20 protein-coding genes are annotated in these 25,403 nt (G+C 58.3%); 8 read left to right on the plus strand and 12 right to left on the minus strand.

Annotated elements, in window-relative coordinates; all coding sequences use genetic code 11:
• The first annotated feature begins 12 nt into the window (after positions 1–12).
• From VJ956_RS01095 to dapE, 3 genes are read left to right on the plus strand one after another with little or no spacing between them, the layout of a single operon-like run.
• The gene (locus VJ956_RS01095) at positions 13–171 is read left to right on the plus strand and encodes an ArsC/Spx/MgsR family protein (protein ID WP_414674353.1); all 159 of its coding nucleotides are present in this window, start codon (positions 13–15) and stop codon (positions 169–171) included.
• Between the two features lie 21 nt (positions 172–192).
• Positions 193–1,221, plus strand: a complete 1,029-nt coding sequence (dapD, locus tag VJ956_RS01100; protein WP_324080700.1) for a 2,3,4,5-tetrahydropyridine-2,6-dicarboxylate N-succinyltransferase — start codon at positions 193–195, stop codon at positions 1,219–1,221.
• 13 nt (positions 1,222–1,234) lie between these two features.
• The gene (dapE, locus tag VJ956_RS01105) at positions 1,235–2,368 is read left to right on the plus strand and encodes a succinyl-diaminopimelate desuccinylase (RefSeq protein WP_324080702.1); all 1,134 of its coding nucleotides are present in this window, start codon (positions 1,235–1,237) and stop codon (positions 2,366–2,368) included.
• A gap of 18 nt (positions 2,369–2,386) precedes the next feature.
• Here the strand turns inward: dapE and VJ956_RS01110 are convergent, their stop codons facing one another.
• A complete protein-coding gene (locus VJ956_RS01110) occupies positions 2,387–2,632 on the minus strand; it encodes a SlyX family protein (RefSeq protein WP_324080737.1) in 246 nt (81 codons plus the stop codon).
• A 136-nt stretch (positions 2,633–2,768) separates the two neighbouring features.
• On the opposite strand from VJ956_RS01110, the gene VJ956_RS01115 reads away from it, so the two are divergent.
• Positions 2,769–3,356 (plus strand): cold shock domain-containing protein, encoded by a 588-nt coding sequence (locus VJ956_RS01115; protein WP_324080704.1) that lies wholly within the window; start codon positions 2,769–2,771, stop codon positions 3,354–3,356.
• Here VJ956_RS01115 and VJ956_RS01120 read toward each other — a convergent pair.
• Positions 3,340–4,725: a hypothetical protein gene (locus VJ956_RS01120; RefSeq protein WP_324080706.1), complete on the minus strand. Its 1,386-nt coding sequence runs from the start codon at positions 4,723–4,725 to the stop codon at positions 3,340–3,342. The genes VJ956_RS01115 and VJ956_RS01120 overlap by 17 nt on opposite strands.
• A gap of 58 nt (positions 4,726–4,783) precedes the next feature.
• Positions 4,784–6,190: a mannose-1-phosphate guanylyltransferase/mannose-6-phosphate isomerase gene (locus tag VJ956_RS01125; protein ID WP_324080708.1), complete on the minus strand. Its 1,407-nt coding sequence runs from the start codon at positions 6,188–6,190 to the stop codon at positions 4,784–4,786.
• Positions 6,191–6,299: 109 nt separating this feature from the next.
• Between VJ956_RS01125 and VJ956_RS01130 the strand changes: the two genes are divergently transcribed.
• Positions 6,300–7,274 (plus strand): DUF1853 family protein, encoded by a 975-nt coding sequence (locus VJ956_RS01130; RefSeq protein WP_324080711.1) that lies wholly within the window; start codon positions 6,300–6,302, stop codon positions 7,272–7,274.
• 76 nt (positions 7,275–7,350) lie between these two features.
• Positions 7,351–9,228 (plus strand): MFS transporter, encoded by a 1,878-nt coding sequence (locus VJ956_RS01135; RefSeq protein WP_324080713.1) that lies wholly within the window; start codon positions 7,351–7,353, stop codon positions 9,226–9,228.
• A gap of 12 nt (positions 9,229–9,240) precedes the next feature.
• On the opposite strand, the gene VJ956_RS01140 is transcribed toward VJ956_RS01135, so the two are convergent.
• From VJ956_RS01140 to VJ956_RS01165, 6 genes are read right to left on the minus strand one after another with little or no spacing between them, the layout of a single operon-like run.
• Complete coding sequence (locus tag VJ956_RS01140; RefSeq protein WP_324080716.1) at positions 9,241–10,251, minus strand: NAD(P)H-quinone oxidoreductase; 1,011 nt, start codon at positions 10,249–10,251, stop codon at positions 9,241–9,243.
• 2 nt (positions 10,252–10,253) lie between these two features.
• Positions 10,254–11,390, minus strand: coding sequence for a tRNA-queuosine alpha-mannosyltransferase domain-containing protein (locus VJ956_RS01145; protein WP_324080718.1), 1,137 nt, complete (start codon positions 11,388–11,390; stop codon positions 10,254–10,256).
• 15 nt (positions 11,391–11,405) lie between these two features.
• Positions 11,406–13,103 carry a sugar phosphorylase gene (locus VJ956_RS01150; RefSeq protein ID WP_324080739.1) on the minus strand — a complete coding sequence of 566 codons (1,698 nt, stop codon included), beginning with the start codon at positions 13,101–13,103 and terminating at the stop codon, positions 11,406–11,408.
• A gap of 29 nt (positions 13,104–13,132) precedes the next feature.
• Entirely contained in the window at positions 13,133–14,359 is a 1,227-nt protein-coding gene (locus VJ956_RS01155) for a glycosyl transferase (RefSeq protein ID WP_324080720.1), read from the minus strand.
• A gap of 28 nt (positions 14,360–14,387) precedes the next feature.
• On the minus strand, positions 14,388–15,191 hold the full coding sequence (locus VJ956_RS01160) for an HAD-IIB family hydrolase (RefSeq protein ID WP_324080721.1): 804 nt from the start codon (positions 15,189–15,191) through the stop codon (positions 14,388–14,390).
• A gap of 11 nt (positions 15,192–15,202) precedes the next feature.
• Positions 15,203–16,138 (minus strand): hypothetical protein, encoded by a 936-nt coding sequence (locus VJ956_RS01165; RefSeq protein ID WP_324080724.1) that lies wholly within the window; start codon positions 16,136–16,138, stop codon positions 15,203–15,205.
• 83 nt (positions 16,139–16,221) lie between these two features.
• Between VJ956_RS01165 and VJ956_RS01170 the strand changes: the two genes are divergently transcribed.
• Positions 16,222–16,368: a hypothetical protein gene (locus tag VJ956_RS01170; RefSeq protein ID WP_324080726.1), complete on the plus strand. Its 147-nt coding sequence runs from the start codon at positions 16,222–16,224 to the stop codon at positions 16,366–16,368.
• 110 nt (positions 16,369–16,478) lie between these two features.
• Here VJ956_RS01170 and VJ956_RS01175 read toward each other — a convergent pair whose 3' ends face one another.
• Entirely contained in the window at positions 16,479–17,993 is a 1,515-nt protein-coding gene (locus VJ956_RS01175; RefSeq protein ID WP_324080727.1) for a fumarate hydratase, read from the minus strand.
• 380 nt (positions 17,994–18,373) lie between these two features.
• On the opposite strand from VJ956_RS01175, the gene VJ956_RS01180 reads away from it, so the two are divergent.
• Entirely contained in the window at positions 18,374–21,313 is a 2,940-nt protein-coding gene (locus VJ956_RS01180) for a hypothetical protein (RefSeq protein WP_324080729.1), read from the plus strand.
• Between the two features lie 187 nt (positions 21,314–21,500).
• Here the strand turns inward: VJ956_RS01180 and VJ956_RS01185 are convergent, their stop codons facing one another.
• Both VJ956_RS01185 and VJ956_RS01190 read right to left on the minus strand, forming a co-directional pair.
• Positions 21,501–24,089 carry a penicillin acylase family protein gene (locus VJ956_RS01185; protein ID WP_324080731.1) on the minus strand — a complete coding sequence of 863 codons (2,589 nt, stop codon included), beginning with the start codon at positions 24,087–24,089 and terminating at the stop codon, positions 21,501–21,503.
• 324 nt (positions 24,090–24,413) lie between these two features.
• Positions 24,414–25,403: CaiB/BaiF CoA-transferase family protein (locus VJ956_RS01190; protein ID WP_324080732.1), on the minus strand; the 990-nt coding region annotated here is incomplete at its 5' end.

Raw genomic sequence — 25,403 nt, forward strand, 5'->3', positions numbered from 1 at the left:
ACCTGGCGCAAACTGCCCGAGCAGGTTCGTGATACCATAGACGCCCGCAGCGCGCACCGGATCATGCTGGAGAATCCCGCCATCATCAAACGACCGGTGGTTGAACGGGGTGATCAGGTCAGCGTGGGCTTCAATAAAGACGAATGGGCAACGTGGCCAGACAATTCTTGAACAGCACAGGAGCAACCACAGATGAGTTTTGCATTCGGCATCGGGATCGGCACCCAGAATAACCAGGGCGAATGGCTGGAAGTCTTTTACCAGCAGCCACTGATCACTCCCGATAATGACCTCATCGAAGTCGCCCGGAGTGTGCTGGCTTACCGCAGCGGCAATCAGGCGATAGCGGCTACCCCTGAGCAGCTGAGGTCACTGGCGGATGGTCTGCGCCAGACTGGCCAGATGGACCAGTCCGCCCTTGCAGGTAAAGCCGCAGAAAGCCGGCGCCCGGTGGTGGTTACCATCCTGGAAACCGACGACACCGCGTCCACCACGCCAGAGGTGTATCTGAAGCTGCACCTGATCTCCAGCCGCCAGGCCCGGCCCCATCAGCTGAAACTCGACGGTATTTTTGGCCTGCTCCCCAACCTGGCCTGGACCAGCGAAGGTGCCATCGACCTGAATGAACTGTCCGGGCGGCAGCTCAAGGCCCGGCTTGAAGGCCGGACCCTGGAAGTGAAGTCGGTTGATAAATTTCCGCAGCTGACCGATTACGTGGTTCCCAAAGGTGTCCGCATTGCCGACACCGCCCGTGTGCGCCTGGGCGCCTATGTGGGCGAAGGCACGACCGTCATGCACGAAGGCTTTATCAACTTCAACGCCGGCACCGAAGGCAAGAGCATGATCGAAGGCCGGATATCCGCGGGCGTAATGATCGGTGAAGGCTCTGACCTGGGTGGTGGCTGCTCTACCATGGGCACCCTGTCCGGGGGCGGCAACATTATCATTGCCGTTGGCGAAAACTGCCTGATCGGTGCCAATGCCGGCATCGGCATCCCGCTGGGAGATCGTTGCAAGGTCGAAGCCGGCCTTTACATTACCGCCGGCACCAAGGTTGCCCTGCTGGACGATAACAATGAGCTGGTCGAGGTTCTCAAGGCCCGGGACCTGGCCAGCAAGCCGGACCTGCTGTTCCGCCGCAACAGCCAGACCGGAGCCGTGGAGTGCAAATCCAACAAGTCCGCCATCGAGCTGAACGAGGAACTGCACGCTAATAATTAAAAGAGATCCTTTAATGAAGCTGTCACCGACCCTCGAACTCGCCGTGGATCTTATCCGTCGCAAGTCCGTTACGCCGGACGATGCCGGGTGCCAGGCACTGATGATGTCGCGCCTGGCGCCGCTGGGTTTTGCCGGCGAGAACCTGCGCTTTGCCGATACCGACAATCTCTGGGCCCGCAGGGGCTCCGACGGCCCGCTACTGGCTTTCGCCGGTCACACTGACGTGGTGCCGACCGGACCCGAGAAGCTCTGGGCGCACCCGCCCTTTTGCGGCGAGATCGACCAGGACGGCTACCTGCACGGTCGCGGCGCTGCCGACATGAAAGGCAGCCTGGCGGCGTTCGTTACCGCCTGTGAGCGGTTCGTGGCACAGTACCCGGATCATCGCGGCTCGATTGCCCTGCTGATTACCAGCGACGAAGAGGGTCCTGCCAGGCACGGCACGGTGAAGGTTGTGGAGACACTGGAGGCCAGGCACGAGAAAATTGACTGGTGTCTGATCGGCGAACCCTCCAGCACCGGTCGTCTGGGAGACGTCATCAAGAATGGCCGCCGCGGCTCATTGCACGGCTACCTGACCGTCCATGGCACCCAGGGCCATGTGGCCTACCCGCACCTGGCCGAGAATCCGGTTCATGCCGTGGCACCTGCCCTGGATTCGCTGGCAAATGAGTTCTGGGATCATGGCAACGACTTCTTCCCGCCGACCACTTTCCAGATCACGAAAATCGAGGCCGGCACCGGCAGTAACGTCATTCCCGGGGAATGTCTGGTGCACTTCAACTTCCGCTACTGCACCGAGAATACCGCCGAAAGTCTGGAAGAGCGGGTCGTTGCGGTCCTTGACCGGCACCGGCTCCGCTACGATCTGGAATGGCATCTGAGCGGTCGCCCGTTTCTGACCGAAAGCGGCGCTCTGGTGTCTGCGGCCCAGAACGCCATCCGTACCGTCACCGGGGAGGAAACCGGACTGTCAACTTCCGGGGGCACCTCCGATGGCCGCTTTATCGCGCCCACCGGTGCTCAGGTTCTGGAACTCGGCCCGCTGAACGCCACCATCCACAAGGTCAACGAGTGCGTGAAGGCGGCCGATCTGGATACTTTGTCTGATATCTACCAGCAGATTCTGGTGGAGCTGCTTGCCTGAGACCGGACCGGCGAACGGCTACCAGTGCGGCGGAGGCGTCTCATCCTCTTCTCTGCGGATGTTGGACGATGACACCTCCTTCAACTGGTTATTCAGCTGTTTCTTTGCCTCCCACAGTTCACGGATATCCAGTTCCTGCCGGGAAACCTGCTCACTCAGGGTGTGAATCAGGTCGTCCTGAAAAGCAAGCCGGGTTTCAAGCTCGTCCAGCCGCACTGCAAGGGCCCGTGCTTTTTCGTCGCTGGTATTGTCTTCGCTGGTCATAGTTGTGCTCACCATGCTTGGTCAGCGCCTCCTGTTATCTGGTATCATTCCGCTTTTAACCGCTACCGGATCGCCGATTTTACCCGAGATCCGGTTTGTTATCGTCAGTGTTACAAGAATGGAGAAAATCTAGTCCATGCAAAATCCAGCAAAAGCGATCGTTCTTGCCCTTTTGGTCGCTATCCCGTCACCTTTTATCCTTGGCTTTCTGTTGGTGACTTTCACCCCGGAACTTTTCCAGATTCTGTCTAAATCAGGCACCAGCGAACTTGCCACAGACACCACGTTTGTTCTCGGCAGCGCACAGGGCATTGCCGCCTATTTGCTTTCGGTTATTCTGTTCGGCCTTGCCGGTTTCTGCACCGTTGCCCTGGCAGCCAAGCCGCCGTCCAAGATCAGGCCGGCACCGGCTACCTCAGCCCCCGGTAAATCATCACCCAAAGCACCTGCCCGTCAGCCCAGGCAGGATTTTAACGACGACGATGACGAAGGCTATGATGACACCGGCCCTGAAGGCAATGAAGAAGGCACCGTGAAGTGGTTCAATGTGAAAAAAGGTTTCGGCTTCATCGTTCGTGAAAGCGGCGACGAAATCTTTGTGCATTTTCGCGCCATCCGTGGTCGCGGACGGCGGGTACTCCGCCAGGGACAGCTTGTACGTTTTGACGTGGTCGAGGCCGACAAGGGGCTGCAGGCTGACAATGTGTCTATCCTGAGCGAATAACCGCCGCTGACGGTCGTCCGGCGCGTTCATCGAAAAGCCGGCCATTGGCGGCGACCCGACGCTCCAGCTCCTGTTGAAGATCTTCCTTTTGCAGCTGCCGGAGCGTACCTTCACGCTTCCTTTCATACCAGGGCGCCTCACTGGCGGCGCGCTCCGCCGCAAGAATTTCCAGGGCATGTTCAAGTTGATCGGTCGGCTGCTGTCTGGCCAGGGCCAGCAGTAATTGCCGCCTGACAGTTTCTGCCCTGGCCTCCAGCACACCGGCCCTGACCGGACCGCGGTCGGCAAACAGGCTGAGCCGCGCCGCCGCGCGCTCGAGCCATTGCAGCATGGTCCCGGGCAGGCTGACAGCCGGGTGAGTGCATGCTGCGACATGGTTCACCACGGCCGGTGCCAGATCAATGCGCCAGCGCTTTTCTATCAGCGGCTGGTGCGCCGTCACAATGGCCAGCCGCTGACTGAAACCGGTGTCGGCCATAACAAAACAGTCAAGGCTCCGCCCCAGGAGTCGTTGCAGATGGTCAGCAGCAGTGCGGGCATCGGGTGAATCCGGACCGAGTAACAACACCGGCCCCGGAAATGAGGTCACCAGGTCTCTGGCATAACTGAACTCTTCTGCCATCAGCGTCATCAGGTCTGCCGGTGACACGTTATCGAGGATAAGGGCCGGTGCGATCTGGCCGCTCTCCACAATCACCGGCAGTGCTGACTGACCGCTTTCGGGCAGGTCGGCTTGCCGGCGGATGTCCATTTCAATGGCGCCACCGGGCAGGATATCCAGCAAGGATCTCAACCAGCTTGATTTGCCGCTGCCACGCTCACCACAAACCCAGACCAGCCCGCGGGGTGTAGCAGAGAGAACAACGCTGACTTCCTCGGCCAGCCCCAGCCAGCCGGCATCGGCCGTGACCAGAGGGGCAGCGAAGGGTAAGGCCGGCCACTCATCACCCGGGCTTTCGGCACCGGTAAACGGCCAGCAGGTGACCAGTTCAAGCACCGCCACAAACGCCTTCTCCTGCAACCGTTCGGCACTGTGAACCAGAGTCTTCAACAGAGTCGGCCATTCCAGCCAGACTTCCCCGCTGACTTCCCGGGCGCAGTGAATCCAGTAAATCATCTGTGATGACAGCAGGCTGTCGCTCGGCACTCCGGTGACAATCGGTTGTTCACACTGAATGGTTCGGGTCAGCTCGTCCAGATCAACACCCTGGCGCCGGAGAAAACGGCACAGCTCCGGAATTTCATCCAGCATGGCCAGCAGAAAGTCTTCCAGCGTGATGGCGTGGCCACCCCGGCGGGTGACATTGTCCCGGGCGCATTGCAGCGCCCTCTGACAGGCGGGGCTCAGGCATCCTTGCCAGTCTTCCATGAACTTCTCCCTGTTCCGGTTTTAGCGGCATCGTCCTGATGCCACTGCGTCAACTGTATCAGACCCGGTTATAGGTGTCCTCAAAGCGCACAATATCATCCTCGCCGAGATAGCTTCCGGTCTGGACCTCGATCAGCTCCAGCGGAATCACCCCCGGATTGGTAAGCCGGTGGGTCACGCCCAGTGGAATGTAGGTGGACTGGTCTTCGGTCAGCAGCAATACATCCTCACCCCGGTTAACTGTCGCGGTGCCTTTCACCACCACCCAGTGTTCCGACCGGTGATGATGCTTCTGAAGGGAAAGCGAGGCACCCGGTTTCACGGTGATACGCTTGACCTGAAACCGCTCGCCCATGGCAATACCTTCGTAGGTGCCCCAGGGACGATGCACCTTCCGGTGAAAACGGTGCTCAGGGCGATCCTGGGCCTTTAACCGGGCCACCAGCTTTTTGACATCCTGTACCCGGGCGCGATCGGCCACCAGTACCACGTCGTCGGTTTCAACAATGATATGGTCAGTCACCCCCAGCGCAGCGATAAGGCGGCCCTCGGAATGAATGTAGGAGCCGGAGACCTCCTCGGTAATCACGTCGCCACGGCAAACGTTGTTGTGCTCGTCATGGGGCTGGATATCCCACAGCGCCGACCAGGACCCGACATCCGACCAGCCGGCATCCAGCGGCACTACCACGGCATCACGGGTCTTTTCCATCACCGCATAGTCAATGGAATCGGCCGGACATGCCATGAAAGCCCCGGCTCCCACCCGGGTAAAATCCATGTCGGTGTTGCGCTGGTTCCAGGCCTCGCGGCAGCAGGCCATCATCTCCGGTTGCTGGCGTTCCAGCTCCTGGATATAGCGGTCGGCACGGAACAGGAACATACCACTGTTCCACAAGTAGCCACCGTCACTGACATAGCCTTCGGCGGTGGCCTGATCCGGCTTTTCAACAAAGGCGGCGACATCCTGAAAAGCGCCGTGAGACTGCCCGGTTTTGATATAGCCATAGCCGGTGTGGGGCGCATCGGGGACGATGCCGAAGGTAACGAGTTTGCCGGTTCTGGCCGCTTCAGCGCCCTGTGCTGTTGCCACGCGGAAAGCGTCGGTGTTTTTCAGCACGTGATCCGAAGGCATCACCAGCAGCAGTTCTTCCGGATTCTGCTCCGCCGCCGCCAGCGCCGCCAGCGCGATAGCCGGCGCGGTGTTGCGGCCGACCGGTTCCAGAATGATGCCTGCCGTGCGCTCCGGGGCCTGAGCCTGCAGATGCGCAGCCACCACAAAACGATGCTCTTCATTGGTGATGGCCAGCACCCGCACCTGCTCGTCCAGCCCGAGACTGCGGTCAATGGTCTCGGCCAGCAGCGAGGCATCCGAGACAACCGGAAGGAACTGTTTCGGAAAAGCTTCACGGGAAAGCGGCCAGAGCCGAGTGCCGGAGCCACCGGAGAGAATCACAGCCAGCATGAATCGTCCTTGGATTTTGAATTGAAGTTTGGCCGAGTTTACCCCAAAGATTGCAGACATGTCCTGCCAGCAGCCATTAAATTCCCGCGCTTTCAGGTATCCTGCGGGCATGAACCAGCAACCTGACCCCGCCGTTTCCTCTGCAGCTTTCTCTGCGGCCATCGCCCAGTACCGTGTGCCTGCGGTCCGCCATCTGGCCTGGATGTGCCGGGCCCCGCAACTGATCGGCCCGGCGGTCAGGTTTGATCTGTCGGGATACCTGCCCGGGGATCTGGAAGGCCGGCTCGGGGCGTGGGATAAGGCACCGGAAACAGGCCCCGCGGTGCTGACGGAAAAACCGGCACAGCGGCTGGGAAAATACTTCGAAAATCTTTACCACTGCCTGCTCGGCGATCTGCTGGGCTGGGAGATTCTGCTCAGCAATCAGCCGGTCAGAGGTAACGGCATTACTCTGGGTGAGCTGGATTTTATCGTGCGCAACCCTGTCGATCAGGCGGTTGAGCACCATGAAATCGCGGTCAAGTTCTACCTCGGCTGCACTGCCGCCCAGCCCGGCAACACCCGGACCGCGCCGCTCTGGTACGGGCCGAATGCCCACGATCGCCTTGACCTGAAATCGCAACGGCTGATCTCACACCAGAGCCGGCTGACCGAAAGGCCTGAAACCCGGAATCTCCTTGACGCCCTGAACCTTCCGGTGCCAGTGCGGACAGGGGTTTTCATGCCGGGCTATCTGTTCTATCCGGTCAGTCAGCAGCTACCGTCACCGAAAGGTGTGGCCCCGAACCATCTGCGCGGCGAATGGCTCGGCATCGACGACTTCGACCGCATGAACCGTTCAGGGACCCTGGCGGAGACTCTCAGGGGCCAGTGGGTGCCACTCGTCAAACCTCACTGGCTTGGTGCCTGGCGTCAGGACGCGCCGCCTGACAGCCGCGACGCCGAACAGGCACTGGAGATGGTCCGCGCAACCGGGGCACCGCGCCTGTTCGCGGTGCTTGAGTATGATTCAGAGCAGGGTTTCTGGCGCGAGCACAACCGGGTGTTTGTGGTTCCCGCATCATGGCCGGATGCGCCGGCCTGATTCCCCGGTGTCACGTTCTGGCCCCGCAGGTATGGCAGAATGTGGCACTTTTACAAAATAGCGAAAGGTTGCAATCATGGCCGACCAGAGCCAGTTCCGGCTGCTTTCACAGAAACGCTTCCTGCCTTTTTTCCTGACCCAGTTCTCCGGGGCCTTCAACGACAACCTGTTCAAGAACGTACTGTTACTGCTGATCACCTATACCGCCGGTGGTCTGGCTGGCATGACCATCGATGTTGTGGTCAACCTGGCGGCGTTTCTGTTCATTCTGCCCTTCTTCGTGTTTTCCGGCATCGCCGGCCAGATGGCCGACAAATATGAAAAATCCGGATTTATCCGCTGGGTAAAACTGGCCGAGATCCTCATTATGGCGATCGCCGCCTTTGGCCTATGGTACCAGTGGTATGAACTCCTGCTGCTTCTGCTCTTCCTGATGGGCACCCAGTCCACATTCTTCGGCCCGGTCAAATACGCCATCCTGCCCCAGGTGCTGGAGGACGATGAACTGGTGGGCGGCAACGCCCTGGTGGAAATGGGCACCTTTGTCGCCATTCTGGTGGGCACAATTGCCGCGGGACTGCTGATGGGACTGGACCACCCCCATAAACTGGCCGCTATCGGCGCCCTGGGTATCGCGATTCTGGGCTACCTGGCGGCGAGGAAGATTCCGCAAACCGGTGTTACCCATAGCAACATTGCCATTGGCCTGAATCCCTTCCGGGAAACCTGGCGCCTGATGCGCCTGGCCACGGAGAACCATTCGGTCCTGCTGTGCATCCTGGCCATTTCCTGGTTCTGGTTTCTGGGGGCGGCCTACCTCACCCAGTTCCCCAATTTCGCCCAGACCAACCTGCAGGGCGACGAAACCGTTGTCACCCTCCTGCTGGCCATTTTTACCATCGGCATTGCCCTGGGCTCCATGGCCTGCGAGCGATTATCCGGCCATCGGATAGAACTGGGCATAGTACCTGTCGGTTCACTCGGTCTTACCCTGTTCGGCGTGGATCTTTACCTGAGCATGCCCAGCGATCCCTCCCCTGCCAGCTGGTGGACCATTGTCGCGGATGCCGGGTACCGGCGAATTGCCATTGACCTGCTGGGCATCGGATTTTTCGGAGGGCTGTTTATCGTGCCGCTCTATGCGTTCATACAGCACGAGACCCCGGAAGACCGGAGAGCCAAGGTAATTGCGGCCCTGAACGTGTTCAATGCCCTGTTTATGGTGGTCAGTGCACTGATGGCGGTGATCATGCTGGGCGTGATAGGCCTGAGTATCCCGGAATTTTTCCTGGTGCTGTCGATCATGAACCTGATCGTTGCCGGGTTTGTGTACCAGCAGCTGCCGGAATTTGCCCTGCGGTTTATCGTCTGGGTCCTGTCCCACAGCATTTACCGCGTAAAACATCAGGGCCTTCACAATATTCCTGATCAAGGCCCGGTGCTACTGGTGTGTAATCATGTGACCTATCTGGACGCCCTGGTGATTGCCGGTGCGGTGCGGCGGCCAGTCAGGTTCGTTATCGATCACCAGATTTTCAGAACGCCTCTGCTGGGCGGCATTTTCCGGATGGCCAGAGCCATCCCCATCGGACCAAAGGATACTGTTCCTGATATCTGCCAGGCCGCGTTCGACCGTATTGATGACGAGCTGAAGGCGGGCCACGTGGTCTGTATTTTTCCGGAAGGACGGCTGAGCAGCGATGGCGAGATCGCGCCATTCCGCCGCGGCGTTGACACGATCCTGCAACGCCGGCCGGTTGCGGTGGTACCCATGGCCCTGCGCGGGCTCTGGGGCAGCTTTTTCAGCCATTGTGGGGGCCCGGCCATGCGGCACTGGCCAAAACGCTTCTGGTCGCGGATCGAGCTGCTGGCAGAGCCACCGATAGCGCCGGAAAACGCCAGCGCAGAAATCCTGGAAGTGCGGGTGAAAGACCTTCGGGGCCCTGCCCGCTAAATGATCAAGGGGTCAGACCCCAGTGCATTTTGCCTCGCAAAATGGCGCGGGGTCTGACCCCGTAACTTCCAGCAACACCTTGCCGACATTCTTGTTAGCCGCAACATAGGCCATAGCGGCTTCGGCTTCCTCAATCGGCCAGGAACAGTCAATCTTCGGCTCGATCTGGCGGGCGGCCAGCAACGGCCAGACATTCTGATACAGGGCGCTCATCACATCGCCCTTATCGTTGACCGGGCGTGAACGAAGGGTCGAGCCGATCAGACGCTGGCGCTTTACCAGCATCAGCCCCAGATCCACCTCGCCCATGCGTCCGCCCAGCAGCCCGATCAGCACGATCCGGCCATCCACGTTCAGGACCTTCTGATCATCGGGAATGTAGCTGCCCCCCACCGGATCCAGCACCATGTCCACGCCACCCCAGCTGGTCACGGCCTCAACGAAGGATCCGTTACTGCGATTCCAGCAACCGGAGGCTCCCAGGCGCTTGCAGATTTCCAGCTTGTCGTCCGTGCTGGCGGTCGCGAATACCGGGTTGCCGAGCGCCGTAGCCAGTTGAATAACGGTGGTGCCCAGACCACTGGCAGCAGCGTGCACCAGCACTTTTTCACCCGGTTTCAGCTGCGCTTCGTGGTACAGGTTGAGCCAGGCGGTGGCGAACGCCTCAGGGATTGCCGCGGCCTCCCGCAGGCCATAGCCCCTGGGCACTGGCAATACCTGCACCGCGGGTACCACGACCCGGGTGGCGTAACCGCCCCCGGTCAGCAGGGCGCAGACTTCGTCACCCGGCTTCAGCGTCCTCACGCCCGCGCCCACGCTGGCGATGGTTCCGCTGACCTCAAGGCCCAGAATGTCCGAAGCGCCGGGCGGTGGCGGGTAGGCGCCTGCCCGCTGCATCAGGTCAGCGCGATTAACAGCGGTCCAGGCTATATCAATGGCCACATGATCTTCCGGCACGTCAACGACCGGCTCGCACTCTTCCCAGCTCAGTGATTCACCAGTGACCCTGATGGCTTTTGTCATCTTTACATTTCCCCCGCCCGTGATAGGGCCTGATCGCGATTCAACAAGGTCCGGATTTCCTGGTAGTACTGTTGCTGTAAATGACTCAGACGCCAGGGCTCCGGCGCCCGGCGTTCAATCTGTTCCGGTAATTCAAGCAGCGCCTTCAGGGTTCGCGCCGCGGCCAGCGCTTCCGCCCCGGAATCGTTTTCGTGGCTGGCGTAACGCTGACTGGCCGGCACATACTCCGGGTACGCCAGGCGATCCGGGGCAAGAGCCAGGCAGCCTGAGGCCATCGCCTCCAGCACCGACAGGCCCTGAAAATCATGCAGAGCCGTGGACACCACCACATCGGCCTGCGCCAGCAGCTGGTCGTACTCTGCCCGTTCCGGCAGAAAACCCCAGGCAAGGATCCGGGCGCCATAGCGCCGCCTGATCTGGTCAAAGGCGCCGGGTGATTTGCGGAACTGCTCACCAACCACGCTCAGCCGGAAATCCTGCCCCATATCCGCGAGCGCGTCCAGCAACAATAACAGCCGGTCCGGTGCTTTATCGTATTCCCAGCGATGGTTCCACAGCAGATGCGGGCAGTCGGTCTGCAATCGTCGGCAAGCCGGCCGGAACAGGTGGTCTTCGATGGGCACCGGCAAAACCCGGGATTTATCACCAAGCCCCGCAACCAGACCATCCGGCAGCGCATCGGGCATCCGGTCCAGAAAATCCCGGGCGCCGTTCAGAAAACTGCCGCGATTCCAGGCACTGTTAAACAGCACCCGGTCAGCGGCAATCGCACTGGACAGATTCACCATCCGCGGCTCGGCACTGGAATGCTGCTGGCCGGAATCCGGATAGGCAAACTGGTTTTCATGCATATAAAGCAGGCAGGGCGTACCGGCGAGGTGCGGGTGAAATCCGCGAATCGCGGCCAGGTCCACCATGGAAGTGGCAATCAGCAGGTCACAGGATTTGTGCAGCGCCGGTTCATTCAGCCAGCTCAGCGCATTACCGCGAATCCGCCAGCGGAAAAACCGGGGCGGCAGTGCCAGCATGTCCCACTGGAATTGCGGCTGGCTGGCGGCCAGCTGCTCCCGCCAACGCCTGTGGCTGCCCGCGTCGTAAGCGGACAGCAGCAGAATGCGGGGCTTGGGTATGGTAGACATGGCCGCATTCTGCCATTAATCCCGGTTCGACAACCACACACTTTGGTAAGGTTTCAGCGTTATGCTGCCGGAAAGGTCATCAATCGCCATGCCGGAGATCAGATCCTGCCAGTGATCGGTACCGATCAGGTTGATTTCCGCCAGCGAGACTTCCTGCACCGCATCGGAGATATTGTGAATGCAGAAAATGGACTGGTCACGACGCATGCTCTGGCGCCAGAAACCGAACAGCTGCAGTCCCAGGTGCAGCGTGAACTGGGTAGCGTTGGGATGAAACGCCGACTGTCGGCGCCTGATGGCAATCAGCCGCTTGAGTTCCTTGAACACCTGGTGGTGATGAGTCTGCGGGTCCGCCAGCTGGCTCTCCAAATGGTCTATCTGCCACTGGGAGCGGTTGATGGAGCGGAACCGACCGGTGTTTTCCATCCGGGCATAGTCATTTTCGCTACCGAACAGGCTGTGAATGTAGAAAGCGGGAATACCTTCCAGCGCCAGCATCACGGTATGGGCGCAGATAAAACGTTGCAGTTGCCAGTGATCCGCGCCCCTTTCCGCTGTGCCTTTTAATGCATCGAACAGAGCGATGTTCATTTCATAGGGCTGATCCTTGCCATCCGGCGTGCGGCGATAGGACACCCGGGCGCCGAAGGATTCCATGGTATTGATCAGTCGCTGCTTCTCGCTATCATCCAGCAGGCCATCCGTCGGCCGCAGCCCTATCCCGTCATGGGAGGCAATGAAGTTGAGATAGGTGGTCCCCATCTGTGCCGGCGGCATGCTCATCAGCCAGGTTTTAAGGTGGCGGCAGTTACCGGTGACCATGGTATTGATAAGCAGCGGTGGTAATGAAAAATTATAGATGACGTGGGCTTCGTTGGCGTTACCGAAGTAAGTCAGGTTCTCGCGGTTGGGAACATTGGTTTCGGTAACCACCACGCTTTCCGGCGTATGGTGTTCCATCAGCAGCCGCAGGATCTTGATCAGTTCATGGGTCTGCTGCAGGTGAATCGAGGACGTGCCCACTTCCTTCCAGAGAAATGCCACTGCGTCCATCCGGAAATAGGTGACACCCCGCTCAAGGTAATAGCGGATAATTCCGACAAACTCGTTCAGCACCTGCGGGTTGGCGAAATTCAGGTCCACCTGGTCTTCACTGAAGGTACACCATACGTGGCGCTCGCCATCGTCTGTCTGCACGGCGGTCAGCAGCGGCGAGGTTCTGGGCCGCACTACCGCGCTCAGATCGTCACCGGGCCGGGCCTCGAAAAAATAGTCCTTGCCCGGATCTATCCGCTTTCGGAAATTCTCGAACCAGCGGCTTCGGGCCGACATGTGGTTGATGACCAGGTCTGACATCACCTGATAGCTGCCGGCAATCGCCTCGACATCTGTCCATTCCCCATGGGATTCGTTGACCGCCAGATAGTCCATCACCGAGAAACCGTCATCGGAGCTGAAGGGGAAGAACGGCAGCAGATGAACCACAGAAACCGTCTCACTGAGGCAGTCATCCAGGAACCGGTGCAGGGTTTTCAGGGGCTTCTCACCCGCGGCCTGTATGGTGTCAGCGTAGGTAATCAGCATCACCACCGACTCGTCCCAGTTGTTCTGGTGCGCCGGTGGCGCCGGGGCGTCATCCGCCAGCCCCATGGTTGCCAGCAATCGGGTCGCCAGAGCCGGAGTGTCCAGGGCCGGATAAACCACACCCAGCATGGCCGTCAGCTTGTGATGGAGACTGTTACTCACAGGCGGGAATACTCCTCATTGTCCAGCTCCACCGCTTCCATCAACTGCTCCTTGATATCCGGGATGGCACTGGCCACCCGGTTCCAGCTTGGAATGAAGGGCGTATCCATGGGGTTATCGAGAAAATAGGCCCCAGCCCGCATAACGTTCTGGGCAAACAGTTCCACCGCTTTTTCTTCCTTGTGCCGATCAAAACTCAGGCCGTTGATCACCGCATCGCTCTGGTAGGTTTCAATAAAATCCAGGGCAATCCGGTAATACGTGGCCTTGATAGTGCGGAATTTCTCATTGGAAAAAATCTCGCCATTGGTGGCCAGTTTCCGGAACAGGGCCTTGCTGATATCGGTGCTCATCTTCGACAGGCCCCGGCTGGCGTCTTCCGGCGACAGGTCCTGATGCTTGTGATCGTAAGTGTCGGCAATGTCCACCTGGCACAGGCGGTTAGTGGCGTAGTTGCGCTTCATTTCCGACAGCACGCCCACCTCCAGCCCCCAGTCACTGGGAATTCGCAGATCGTTGATCACATCCGTGCGGAAGGAAAACTCACCGGCCAGCGGATAGCGGAAGCTGTCCAGATAATCCAGGTAATCATTGGGGCCAGCGACTTTCTTGAGCGCACGGATCAGTGGCGTCACCAGCAACCGGCTGACCCGACCGTTCATGTTACCGTCCGCCACCCGGGAATAATAACCCTTGCAGAACATGTAATTGAAACCGGGGTTGGCGACCGGATAAATCAACCTGGCGACCAGGTCCCGGGAATAGGTCAGAATATCGCAATCGTGCAGGGCCACCGCCTTGCTGCGACCGCAGGCCAGGGTATACCCAAAGCAGTACCATACATTACGCCCCTTCCCCATTTCCGTCGGCGCCAGCCCTTTCTCCTGTAATTTCATGTCCAGAGCCCGCAGCCGTGGCCCGTCGTTCCAGAGCACCCGCACGTGCTGGGGCAGTTTCGCGAAGTATTCCAGAGCGTGCCGATACTGGGCTTCGTCGGCCCTGTCCAGTCCGATCACGATCTGTTCAAGGTAGGGCACCCGGACCAGTTCATTGACAATATTCTTCAGCGCCGGCCCTTCAAGCTCTGAATAGAGCGACGGCAACACCAGCGACATCGGCCGCTCCCTGCGAAAGCTCATCAGCTCCTTTTCCAGATCTTCCACCGGCCGGCGGACCAGGTTATGGAGCGTTGTGATTATTCCGTTCTGATAAAAATCGCCCATGGCGCTTTCCTATTGTTTTAACCGCTGATCAGTAGCCGTATTCAATCAGCAGATTCAGAATACAGTCATTCCATCCGCCCGGGCCTGCCTTGAGCGAGCGTATGGCGCGACTCTGGGACGGCAGTACAACGTTTTCCGAGTGCACTCCCCGCACGATCACAGCCACATCGGCCTGCTCCAGCATATGCTGGTCGTTGGGGCTGTCGCCCAGTGCAATTGCCACCAGCCGGCACACCGGGTTCTGCTCCCGGTATTTCTTCAGCAAAAATCGGACCCCATCGGCTTTATCAAACTCGCCCATGGCGTGAAGAAATCTGCCGCCCTGCACCAGACGACAATTGGCGGCTTCAAGTTTCTGGCGAAAAACCGCCAGCGAGTCCTCGTCCCCGAGCCACAGCAGCGGCTCGGTTGCGATACGGTCCCTGGCAAGCTCGGCCTGGGCCTCGGACAGCCGGGAATGCCGGGTTATTTCAGCGGCTGTCATATCGGCAAAACCGGAAAACTCGAAGCCTTCGTTGCGAAGCTCTGCCAGCAGTGCCAACACCTCGCGGCGTGGTGCGCCAAAACGTATCACCTGCTCCCCGGGCGATTCAAAACAGTTCGGCGGAATCACCACCGCTGCCCCGTTCTCGACAATAAACGGGGCCTCATTGCCCATGCGTTCGCGGACCTCGCGGATCTCGCCGATGGTCTTGCTGGAATTCAGCACCACCGGAATATCAGAGGCGGCAAGGCGTTCAATGGCGGGCCTGGCAGGTGACCAGTCATAGCTTTCATGATCCAGCAGGGTGCCATCCAGGTCGGAAAAAACGATCAGGCGGGGTTTGGGCATGGCCGTTTCCTTTACAGGCGCTGACGGATCAGCGGTTCACTGAAGTTATGGTTGTCGTCTACCTGGATTAGTGCATCGGCTCGGGCCGGCATTTCGGCCAGACAGGCGCGGGTGATCCGTTCGTAGTGCATGATGAACCGGAAGATCTGCTCTTCGGTCATCAGGCGCGACGGGGCCTGCCTGGTACCGCCCTGTCTTGGTGCACTCCGGATTTTTGCACCGAGCTTGTGCTCCTGAAGGGTGCGCCATTTCAGGATGGCGTCCATTGAAGGCGCCTTCAGCATGATCAGGCAGTCAATCTGTTCGAAAAACTGCGTGTATTCTTTGCTCAGGCACTGGTTAACAAAGCTCCGCCAGGCCCCGTCTATATCTTCACATAGCTCGAGGGTATTAATGGGCTTCGCCAGCGAATCGCTGTCCTCGGGCACGGCACCGACACACCAGCCCTCCAGCAAGACCACCTCTGCCCGGCCCTGGTAAACCGGCCAGTCGGCTTCGGGGGCGCGATCATCGCGGGATTTGTCAAACGCGGGAATCGCTGTTCTGGTGCCTTCGCCGGCGCTCGTCAGACGTTCGATCACCTCTCGGCCCAGGGTCAGATCGTGGGTACCCGGAACGCCCCGGGTGCGCATCAACGGATGCCATTCCGCCGCCAACCGTTCCCGCCCGGCCCGGGTGAGATACAGATCATCGATAGAAAAGCTGGCGGTTGGCACCTGGTAGAGGTCGGATAACAGTTCCTTCAGGAATAACGTCAGCGTGGATTTACCGGTGCCCTGGGCACCGTTGATACCGACCACCAGCGGCCGCTGGCGCTCCTCGCGAAGACGCCTGATGTGCTCCGCCAGAGGCAGGATGACCCTGCTGACCGTATCCGCGTAGGTATCAGGTAGAGCTTCCTGGGCAATCAGCTTGCGGGTAATGCTCGTGAGATCGGGCGCTGGCACCGTTATGTTCCCTGGTTCCGGATTTCAGTCTGAAAGCAGGCCTGGTTGTCAATCTATGGGCCAGGTCTGCAGGTCCTGTACCAATGCAGTATAGATCGCTGATTCATGATTTGTCGCTGCGCCTTGAAATCGGCGAGACGGAAAGCCTGTTGGTGAATCGCAGCGAGGCTTATGGCTGGCGGGAGCGTTATCAGCAGCGGCTGCAGCAAGCGCAGAGCGGAAGGGATTAAAGGGCTTTTTAGCCACGGAAGACACAGAAAACACGGACAAAAGGATGAAAGACCAAAATTTTTGCTTCTTTCGTTTTCCGTGTCCTTCCGTGTCTTCCGTGGCTAACAAATCAGACGGCCTTGGCGGCAATAATCTTGTCATGCCACTCGACAGGACCTGTCTGGTGAACCGACGAGCCTTTGGAATCCACGGCCACAGTCACCGGCATGTCCTCCACTTCAAACTCATAGATAGCTTCCATACCCAGTTCTTCAAACGCCACCACCTCGGCTTTTTTGATGGCTTTGGACACCAGATAGGCCGATCCGCCAACCGCCATCAGATAGACGGCACCGAATTCGCGAATCGCGTCAATCGCCACCTGGCCACGCTCGGCCTTGCCGATCATTCCGGTCAGCCCGGTTTTTTCCAGCATGGTATGGGTGAACTTGTCCATCCGCGTGGCGGTGGTGGGGCCGGCGGGGCCGACCACTTCCTCGCGCACCGGGTCCACCGGACCGACGTAATAGATAAAGCGGCCTTTCATATTGACTGGCAGTTCCTCGCCGCGCTCGATCATATCCACCATCTTTTTGTGGGCAGCGTCGCGGCCGGTCAGCATCTTGCCGGACAGCAGCACGGTTTCACCCGGTTTCCAGTCCTTCACATCTTCCGGGGTCACCGTATCCAGATCTACCCGGCGCACGCTCTCGCCCACTTCCCAGGTAATTTCCGGCCAGTCATCCAGACTTGGCGGCGTCTGCAGGGACGGACCGGAACCATCCAGCACAAAATGCGCATGGCGGGTAGCGGCGCAGTTGGGAATGATCGCCACCGGCTTGTTGGCGGCGTGGGTGGGGTAGTCCTTGACCTTCACATCCAGCACCGTGGTCAACCCACCCAGCCCCTGGGCGCCGATGCCCAGTTCGTTGACCTTCTCGAACAGCTCAAGACGCAGTTCTTCAGCGCGATTGGCAGCACCCCGGGCCTGCAGATCGTGAATATCAATCGGATCCAGCAGGGATTCCTTTGCCAGTTCCATCGCCTTTTCGGCGGTGCCGCCGATACCAATACCCAGCATTCCCGGCGGACACCAGCCGGCGCCCATCTGCGGCACCATTTTCAGCACCCAGTCCACCACCGAATCCGACGGGTTCAACATCGCAAACTTGGACTTGGCTTCCGAGCCGCCGCCTTTCGCCGCAACGTGCACATCAACGGTATTACCCGGCACAATCTTGTAATGGATAATTGCGGGCGTGTTGTCCTTGGTGTTGGTGCGCTTGCCGTCCGGGTCCGCCAGGATAGAGGCACGCAGGACATTGTCCGGGTGCAGGTAGGCCCGGCGGACGCCCTCATTGATGATATCGTCCAGCGCCATGTCTGCATCCCACTGCACATCCATACCGACAGTGACGAACACCGTCACGATGCCGGTATCCTGGCACAGTGGCCGCTTGCCCTGGGCGCACATGCGGGAGTTGATCAGAATCTGCGCCATGGCATCTTTTGCCGCCTGCGACTCTTCCTTTAAATAGGCTTCATGAACGCCCTGAATGAAATCTTTCGGGTGATAGTAGGAGATGAATTGCAGCGCATCCGCTACGCTCTCAATCAGATCATCCTGACGAATTAAAGTGGTCATAGGCATCTCATCAGTGTTGGTTATTCCGGAGGCATTATTGTGCCCTCAGTTTACCAGAAAATCTGACGGCCAGGCACGCGGCGGCTGCCGGGTCTGCTAATATGAAGCTCTCGACAAACCTTCAGGCGCAAACTATTTTTTAGGGACGTCTTGCACTGACTGAATGGTCCGGCCCTGATGATCAGAATCACACTTTAGAGCGATCAACTGTTGCTTTACTGCCGCTATAGTCAGAGCTATGGGAACTGGCTTAATCTGATGGCCCGGAATTCAGACAACCACAACAAGCAGAAAAAGCGACTGACACAAGGTTTACCGCGCTTGCCCGGCCCTGTCAGAAGCTGAATATAACGACACAACAACAGGAAAAGGTTCTATCCATGTACAAGAAAACACTACTAACTCTGGCTGTGGCTTCTTCCTTAGGGCTCAGCGGCTGCCTGGATGACGAGGATTCCGGAGCGCGTAATGCCAATCCGAACCCTCAGATAAATAACCCGGAGATTGATGGCAAGACCTGGCCTGTTTTTAATCCGGTGACCAGCCAACTGCCAATCCCCAACGATTTGATTTTTGACTCCGTTGCCGGCGATGGAACCTTCCGTGTCGCTGACACTACTCCACCTGTTACCACAGCACTGAACTCTCTCAGTGGTGCATCTACCGTGGCGCCGGCCGTTGTTCAGTTTAATGGCCAGATAGATGAAACCAGTGTTGATTCCCGTGCCTTCATTTTTACTGACCCGACTGATCCGACCAGCGTAATCCCGAACCCCGGTCAAAACGTGTTTTTGATCGGGCTTGATTATGCCAGTGGGGACCCGGTACGGGGGCTCGGCATTGGGGAGCCACCCACTATTCCGGTTGCAGTGACTGCTGCTCTTGCTGCTGGCGGCGACGCAGGTGCAGGCGCGGAACTGGCCGGTCTGGCAGCATCCCCTGCCTACGAAGCCGACATTGTTCAGCTGGATGGCCAATCTGCCATTCGCATCAATCCGTTGACTCCTCTTGACCCGCAAAAGCGTTACGTCGTGGTTGTTACCAACGAGGTTCTGGATATCAACGGCGACCCTATTACCCAATCTCCCAGCTACGCCAACCTCACTGACGAGACACAACCCCTGGGCACCAGTTCCCTTGAACCGGTTCGCACTCTGGTCAACTCCTTCTGGGAAAACATCGCTACGAACTATTTCCAGGTGACGAACAACGCCCGTCTGGCAGCGGGGGCCGACGCTCTTACCGCCAACAATGTCGCCATGTCCTATAGCTTTACGACCTCGAACGACGAGCGGGTTCTGCAATACATCACCGAGCCTGCGGCATGGTTTTCCGACCAGCTGACATCGTTTATCCGTATTTCCGCAGCAGAAGCTGTTGTAGATACTGAGCTAGACCTCAACTCTGACGGCGAAGTCGACTTCAGCGACGTCCAAGTTGCAGCCGATGGCGCAGTGGCGGGATTCCCGGATACGGATATTGAGGCTGCCTTGTCTCCGATCTTTTCCGCTCCACCGCCGGCCGGCTGTGGCACCCTTACCGGCCAGATCGCCATCGATTGTGTCGGTTTTGCATTAGCCAACACGCCCGCTGCCGGTGGCGGTTTCGCTGACCTTCTGCCAACACCGGAGACCAGAGCTGTTTCCCTTGATCTGGCAGGCACGAACGATGTAACCCTGGCATCAACTCCACTTGGACAAATTGTAGCTCCTGGTTCAGTAAACATCGTGCAAGGGTCAATTGAACTGCCGTATTACCTGGGAGTCCCCAGCGGTCCGAACGGCTCACCTCTGCAAACCGAGTCCTGGAACGCGGACAATGACCTTGCGGCCGTTCTGAATAACGCCTTCTCAGCCCTCGGTCTGGAAATACCTCAACAAGACGAAACTGTCAGCGATGTTGTGAACTACGTTTTCCCGTTCCCGGAAGTCAACGAGATGGTTAACGTACCTCTTTTGGTACTTTACCCGTCGGATGGTGACGTAAGTGGTGGAACAGTGATCTATCAACACGGCATCACCACTGACCGCAGCGCTGCACTGACGTTCGGCAGTGCCCTGGCTGACGCGGCCAATGTCGCTATCGTAGCCATTGACCAACCTCTGCATGGTGTAACTCCAACTTCGCAGGAATCCCTGGAAGCCCTGGCGACGTCATTGCTTGAAGCCGGTCAGGACAATGAACTGCCAGCCAGCCTGGCGCCAACCCCAACTACAGTTGCAGCGCTGATTGCAGGGCAATTGAACCTGGATTTTGTGAGGACTGCGACGAGCCAGGATGCCACCGATGCCCAGGCAACCATCAACACCGTGCTGAGCGGTGGTTCGAGTGGTTTCGGCGCTGAACTTGATGCCGCGATTGGATTCCTCGGCTCCGCTGAAAACACCGTTGCCAGCCCCGGAAGCACCGTTCCCGGCATCGCCGCCACCGAAAATGAGCGCCATTTCAACTTCTTTGCCAACGAAGCTAACCAACCGGTGCAGATGGAGTTTGATCCCGCCGTTGCGGCCGGCGAGGATGAGTCAGGTAGTCTGTTCATCAACTTGACCAATTTCCTGAATGGTCGTGACAACCTCCGTCAGGGATCGGTGGACATGATGAATCTGCGCGCCAGCCTGGGTGCCATCGACTTTAACGGTCCTGCACCGGGAGGAACCCTGGACACCACAAACGTCTATTTTGTAGGACACTCCCTCGGAACCATTAATGGCTCACCGTTCATCGCTGCGTCCAATCAGAACCAGATTGCTCTTGGGGTTCCCGGTTCGCCAAAAACAAGTGATGACGTTGTCGCTGCCAACCTGCTGACCCCGGGTGGCGGCATTGTTCGCCTGCTCGAGAACTCTCCTGCCTTTGCACCCGAAATTCTTGGCGGCCTGGCAGCGGCAGCTGGTCTTGAGCAAGGTGATGCCAATCTTGAAACGTACTTCAACGTCTTCCAGGCGGCACTCGATACAGTCGACCCCATCAATTTCTCTGATAATCACCTGAATGGTGGAGCTCCAGCGGGTATTCTGCTGTCTGAAGTGATTGGAGACACTGTTATCCCGAACAGTGCGGAAGCTGGTAATACCCTTGGCAACGCCTTCGCCGCACCGCTGGCCGGGACTGAGCCTGTGGCCGCGACGCTGGGCGCCTCCAAAACCGGTGAAGATGGCACTCTGCCTGCGATCACCCGGTACATTGAGGGAACTCATGGCACTCCAGTATCCGCGGATAACTCAGCTGTATTCGCGGAAATGGTGACCCAGGCCGCGCTGATGATCGGTAACTCCGGCACCGCTACGACCGTGGTCGATGCGTCTGTCGTAGAGAACTAAACCTCCTACCCCGAAAGGGCACAGGGGCCCGGCCCCTCCCCGACATGCAAAAAAGCCCTCGCAGCCGCGAGGGCTTTTTTATTCGGTTTCGCCCAATAACTTGAGGCACAAGAAAACCCCGATACCGGAGCACCGGGGCCTTCAGGGAAAACGAGCCGCGCCCACTTTCCGGTTCTTCCGAAAACCATCAGTTGCTTATAGTGGCCTCCCCTCCAGGCAAAAGATTCTGCTCAATCTCCGCATCCGTAAAGAAGAGCTTCCTCGCATCTTTCTGTGAGTAACGCATGCTCTGGTCCACGAAGAAATCCGACTCCGCATCGGTGGACTGGGAATAGCTCGTCAGGCCATAGGCCTGTGGCCCCTCCTCCGTGAATTCCAACCCGAAATGCCAGCTTGTTCCACGAGCAATCAGCCAGCCTTCGCCATCATCCGGGGAAACACCCCCGGCAAAGCGGGCTCCCTCACCATCTTCGTAATCAGCCGTATTCACTCGCGGAATGCGGGTATCTTCAGCAAAATTATTATCCACCACACCGATCGCATTGAATGCACCTTCTACATTACCGTCACCACCGTGCCATGGAATTCTGGCAGAGAGCGCCTGGGCATTTGCCGGATCACCACCCGGGGGGACCCCTCCAGTGGGCTGATAGTACTGAACCTCGCCCAGCGGGCTATTAAGTGCAATGCCGGCATCGTTCAGCAGCACCATGGCAGCAGCCAGGGACTGGAGCATAGGGTCGTCATTCGTCCCCCGATTATTGGTTGACGGGTCTGCCGGTGTATTAACCGGATCCGCCGGGTTAAACGGCGTGGTCAGGTCGTCCGGGAAGCTACGGTTGTAGATGTCGATAAATGCCCTGAACAGATGAGCGCCAGTGCTGGTCAGATCGTAGGTTCCGTTCCAGCCGAGCATTGCCTGACAGCCTGCAGTCACTTCCTGCGTGCCTGGCGATGTTACCGCTGGCTCTGTTGGCAGCAGCGCCTGAGGTACATTGACCGGGCTGGCTCCCACAATAGCGCAACGAGCACGCAGCTCTGGCAGGAACTGTTCGGCATACCAGGCGCGGTTGTTCCAGATGGTGTCGATCAGATCCCTTGCGCTGAATTTTCCGTCCTGCCCTGCTGGTGGATTGGTGTTTGAATCCAGCCCCGGGTCAGTCGGGTTCTGAAGCATCCTGATGCCAAGTCTGGTGCGGGGGTTAATCGGCGCATTCTCGGCGCCGAACAGAGGCGAGAAACCCGTCAGGAACTCATCGGGGTTGGTAGACCAATGGCTGCTGTTGGAGTTCTGTACCCAGTCTGTGCGCTGCAATTGAGGCTTGCTCTCAAACGGCACCAACCCTGCGCACTCACCTTCAATCCAGTCATCACGGGATTTTGAGCCATCAAGTAGTGTGATACCTCTTTCAAACAACGCGTTAAACGCCGGGCTGGCAGTGCGCTTGAAATCAAGGACAGCCAGAGCCGCTCCGGAAAGGTTGGGCACAGAGCTACTGTCAATGTAGTAGGCGTTACCCTGATCATCCGTATAGGTGGTATTGGTCCAGAGCGTTGACCCACACTCGCGGAACACATCCTTGAATTCCTCAAGGTTGCCCGCCCGACTCATGCCGAGCCATGTGTCCAACAAACCGGAAGTATTGGCATTGGCATCTCTGTAGGTGTAGGCCGCCGGTTTGCCATTCACCAGGCCGTTACCGCCCCAAGCAGGGAAGGCATCGTTTACCTCGTTAGCAGCCAGCATCGGGCCGAATTCCGAAAACCAGAAGGTTCTCTCAAAGATAACGGGTTCCGGGCCACCCACATTCACTTCAATCTGAATATTTCTGGAAGTGATTGGTTTTTCAACGCCATCCTTGATGTACGTGAGCGGGTCGCCGGACTTCAGTTCCAGTTCATACCAGGTGAAACGGCGGCTGGTGGTCACGGTATGGGACCAGGCCAGATGCTCATTGAAGTTGATCAGCGGAATGGCAGTACCCAGAAGACCGGCGCCATTGACGTTCAGGTAGCCTGGTACGGTCAGTTGGGCCTGGTAGAGGCGCCTGTGGCCGGTGTAGGGGAAATGGGGGTTTGCCAGTAATGCCCCTTTTCCGTTTTCGGTAAGTTCAGAACCGATACCCCAGGCGTTACTGGCCAGCCCGGTATCCACGAAGTTATCGATTTTGCGGGCGTTACTACGGGCAGCTGCTGTTACTTGCAACCTGCTAGCGGGTTCATTGCCGAAGCTGATGACGGGCGGGGCCGGAACGGGCTCTGCTGATTCACCCGGTGGCACGGCGGCAAAAGCGACACCAGTGGCAAACAGGGCGCCGCTGGCACGCTGGCCCACAATTCGATAATGAGCCAGCAAGTCAGTTGGCGCAATTTGCTTTACCCACGGCTGGTCACGGCATTCGAGGGGTAAGGTCCCGGGGTCGGCTTCGCTGACATAGCGGTTATACCCGGCAGTAAAACCTTCGACCATGGCTCGGCTTTCCTCACTCAACGATGGGAACTCTGCCTTTGCACCACTGAGTATATCCTGAGCTTTGAAGCTGAAATCGTTGATAATATTATTGTTGTTTTCACCCGGCCCAAAATACTTTGCGCGCTCACTCCTGGCTTTTACAAACGCCTCCGCCAGAACGCATACGTTATCCTGGGCCTGGGCATAACCATGTCCGAAGGCTGCTGATGCAAGATTATCCGCTTTTATATGCGGAACCCCGTTCGTCGTTCTCCTTATATTTGCCTCAAATTTGCCGTCTGCCGGGAAGAGTTGTTCGTTCACTGAGGTAGCCGGACCGGAAGAGCTGCTATCGTCGAAACATCCTGTAATCAGCAGGCTGCTGGCCAGCGCTAGTCCAGCAGCCCGCAATACGCCTTTGTCAGCGCTTCTGTGAGATCTGCGATGTAATTTCATAGTTGTTTGTCCATTGTAATTGTTGTGATGAGCAAAGGTGACTCACTCTCACAAATTAGCAGACAAACGCTTTCCCCACTAAGAAATGATGCCACTTTCATTTCTTGGCTTTAACGCGATTCTAGGTGCCTCGATAACGCTCCGGAACGCCTCGGAATTATAAATTCGGCAAAGGTCATTGCCTGGTGTTTTTCAGATCTCCTCGTTATCCGCACCCAATGCCCGCCCCGTAAAACGGCTTTCACAGGGCGTCGCACTGAACTTGATGGGATGGCCGATCTGTTTCTGGGAACGGCTATCCCCTTTGGCCACCTCAATAACCATATTTCGCGCTTTTATCTGCGGGTGTTCAGCAGCCTCGGTAATCGTCAGCACCGGCTCCACGCAGGCATCCACGCCTGCGAATACGTCCTGCCACTGCGCCAGGGTTTTCTGGGCAAAAGCGGCTTTCAGGGCCTCGCGGATAGTTTGCTGATGCTCAGGGTTCTGGCTCAGAGCGAAACTTTTCATCTCCGGGATGTCCAGGGCATCGCACAACCGGGCAGAGAACTGTGGTTCGAGGCTGCCAACGGATATCCAGCGGCCGTCGCTGGTCTGGTAATAATCGTAAAAGGTGCCACCGTTGAGCATGGCGCTTTCCGGTTGCTGTTCCTCGCCTCCTGCAAGAGCGGCTGCACCGGCCATTCCATTGAGGGCGAAAGCCGTATCCATCATGCTGATGTCGATGTATTGCCCTTGCCCGGTTTGCTGCCGGTGAACCACTGCCGCCAGGATACCCATTACCGCATGATGGGAACCGCCAGCCACATCGGCAACCTGGATCCCCAGCGGTGGCGGGCCGGACTCCTTGCGGCCACTGTGGCTGGATACGCCGGCCAGGGACAGGTAGTTGATATCGTGGCCGGCCCGGTCCCGGTACGGGCCGGTCTGGCCATAGCCGGTTATGGCGCAATAGATCAGGTTGGGGTTGATGGTTTTCAGGGTATCGTAGCCAATGCCCAGCCTGTCCATGACCCCCGGGCGGAACTGCTCAATTACGATGTCGTAGTCTTTTACCAGGCGCTTGACGAGGTCCGCGCTACCCGCTTTTTTCAGGTCCAGGCCCAGAGAGCGCTTGCCACGGTTCAGAAAGGTATGCGCGGTGCCTACGCCGTCTTCCAGCGGCGGCATAACACGGGTAAG

Source organism: Marinobacter sp., assembly GCF_035268745.1.
Classification (GTDB): Bacteria; Pseudomonadota; Gammaproteobacteria; order Pseudomonadales; family Oleiphilaceae; genus Marinobacter.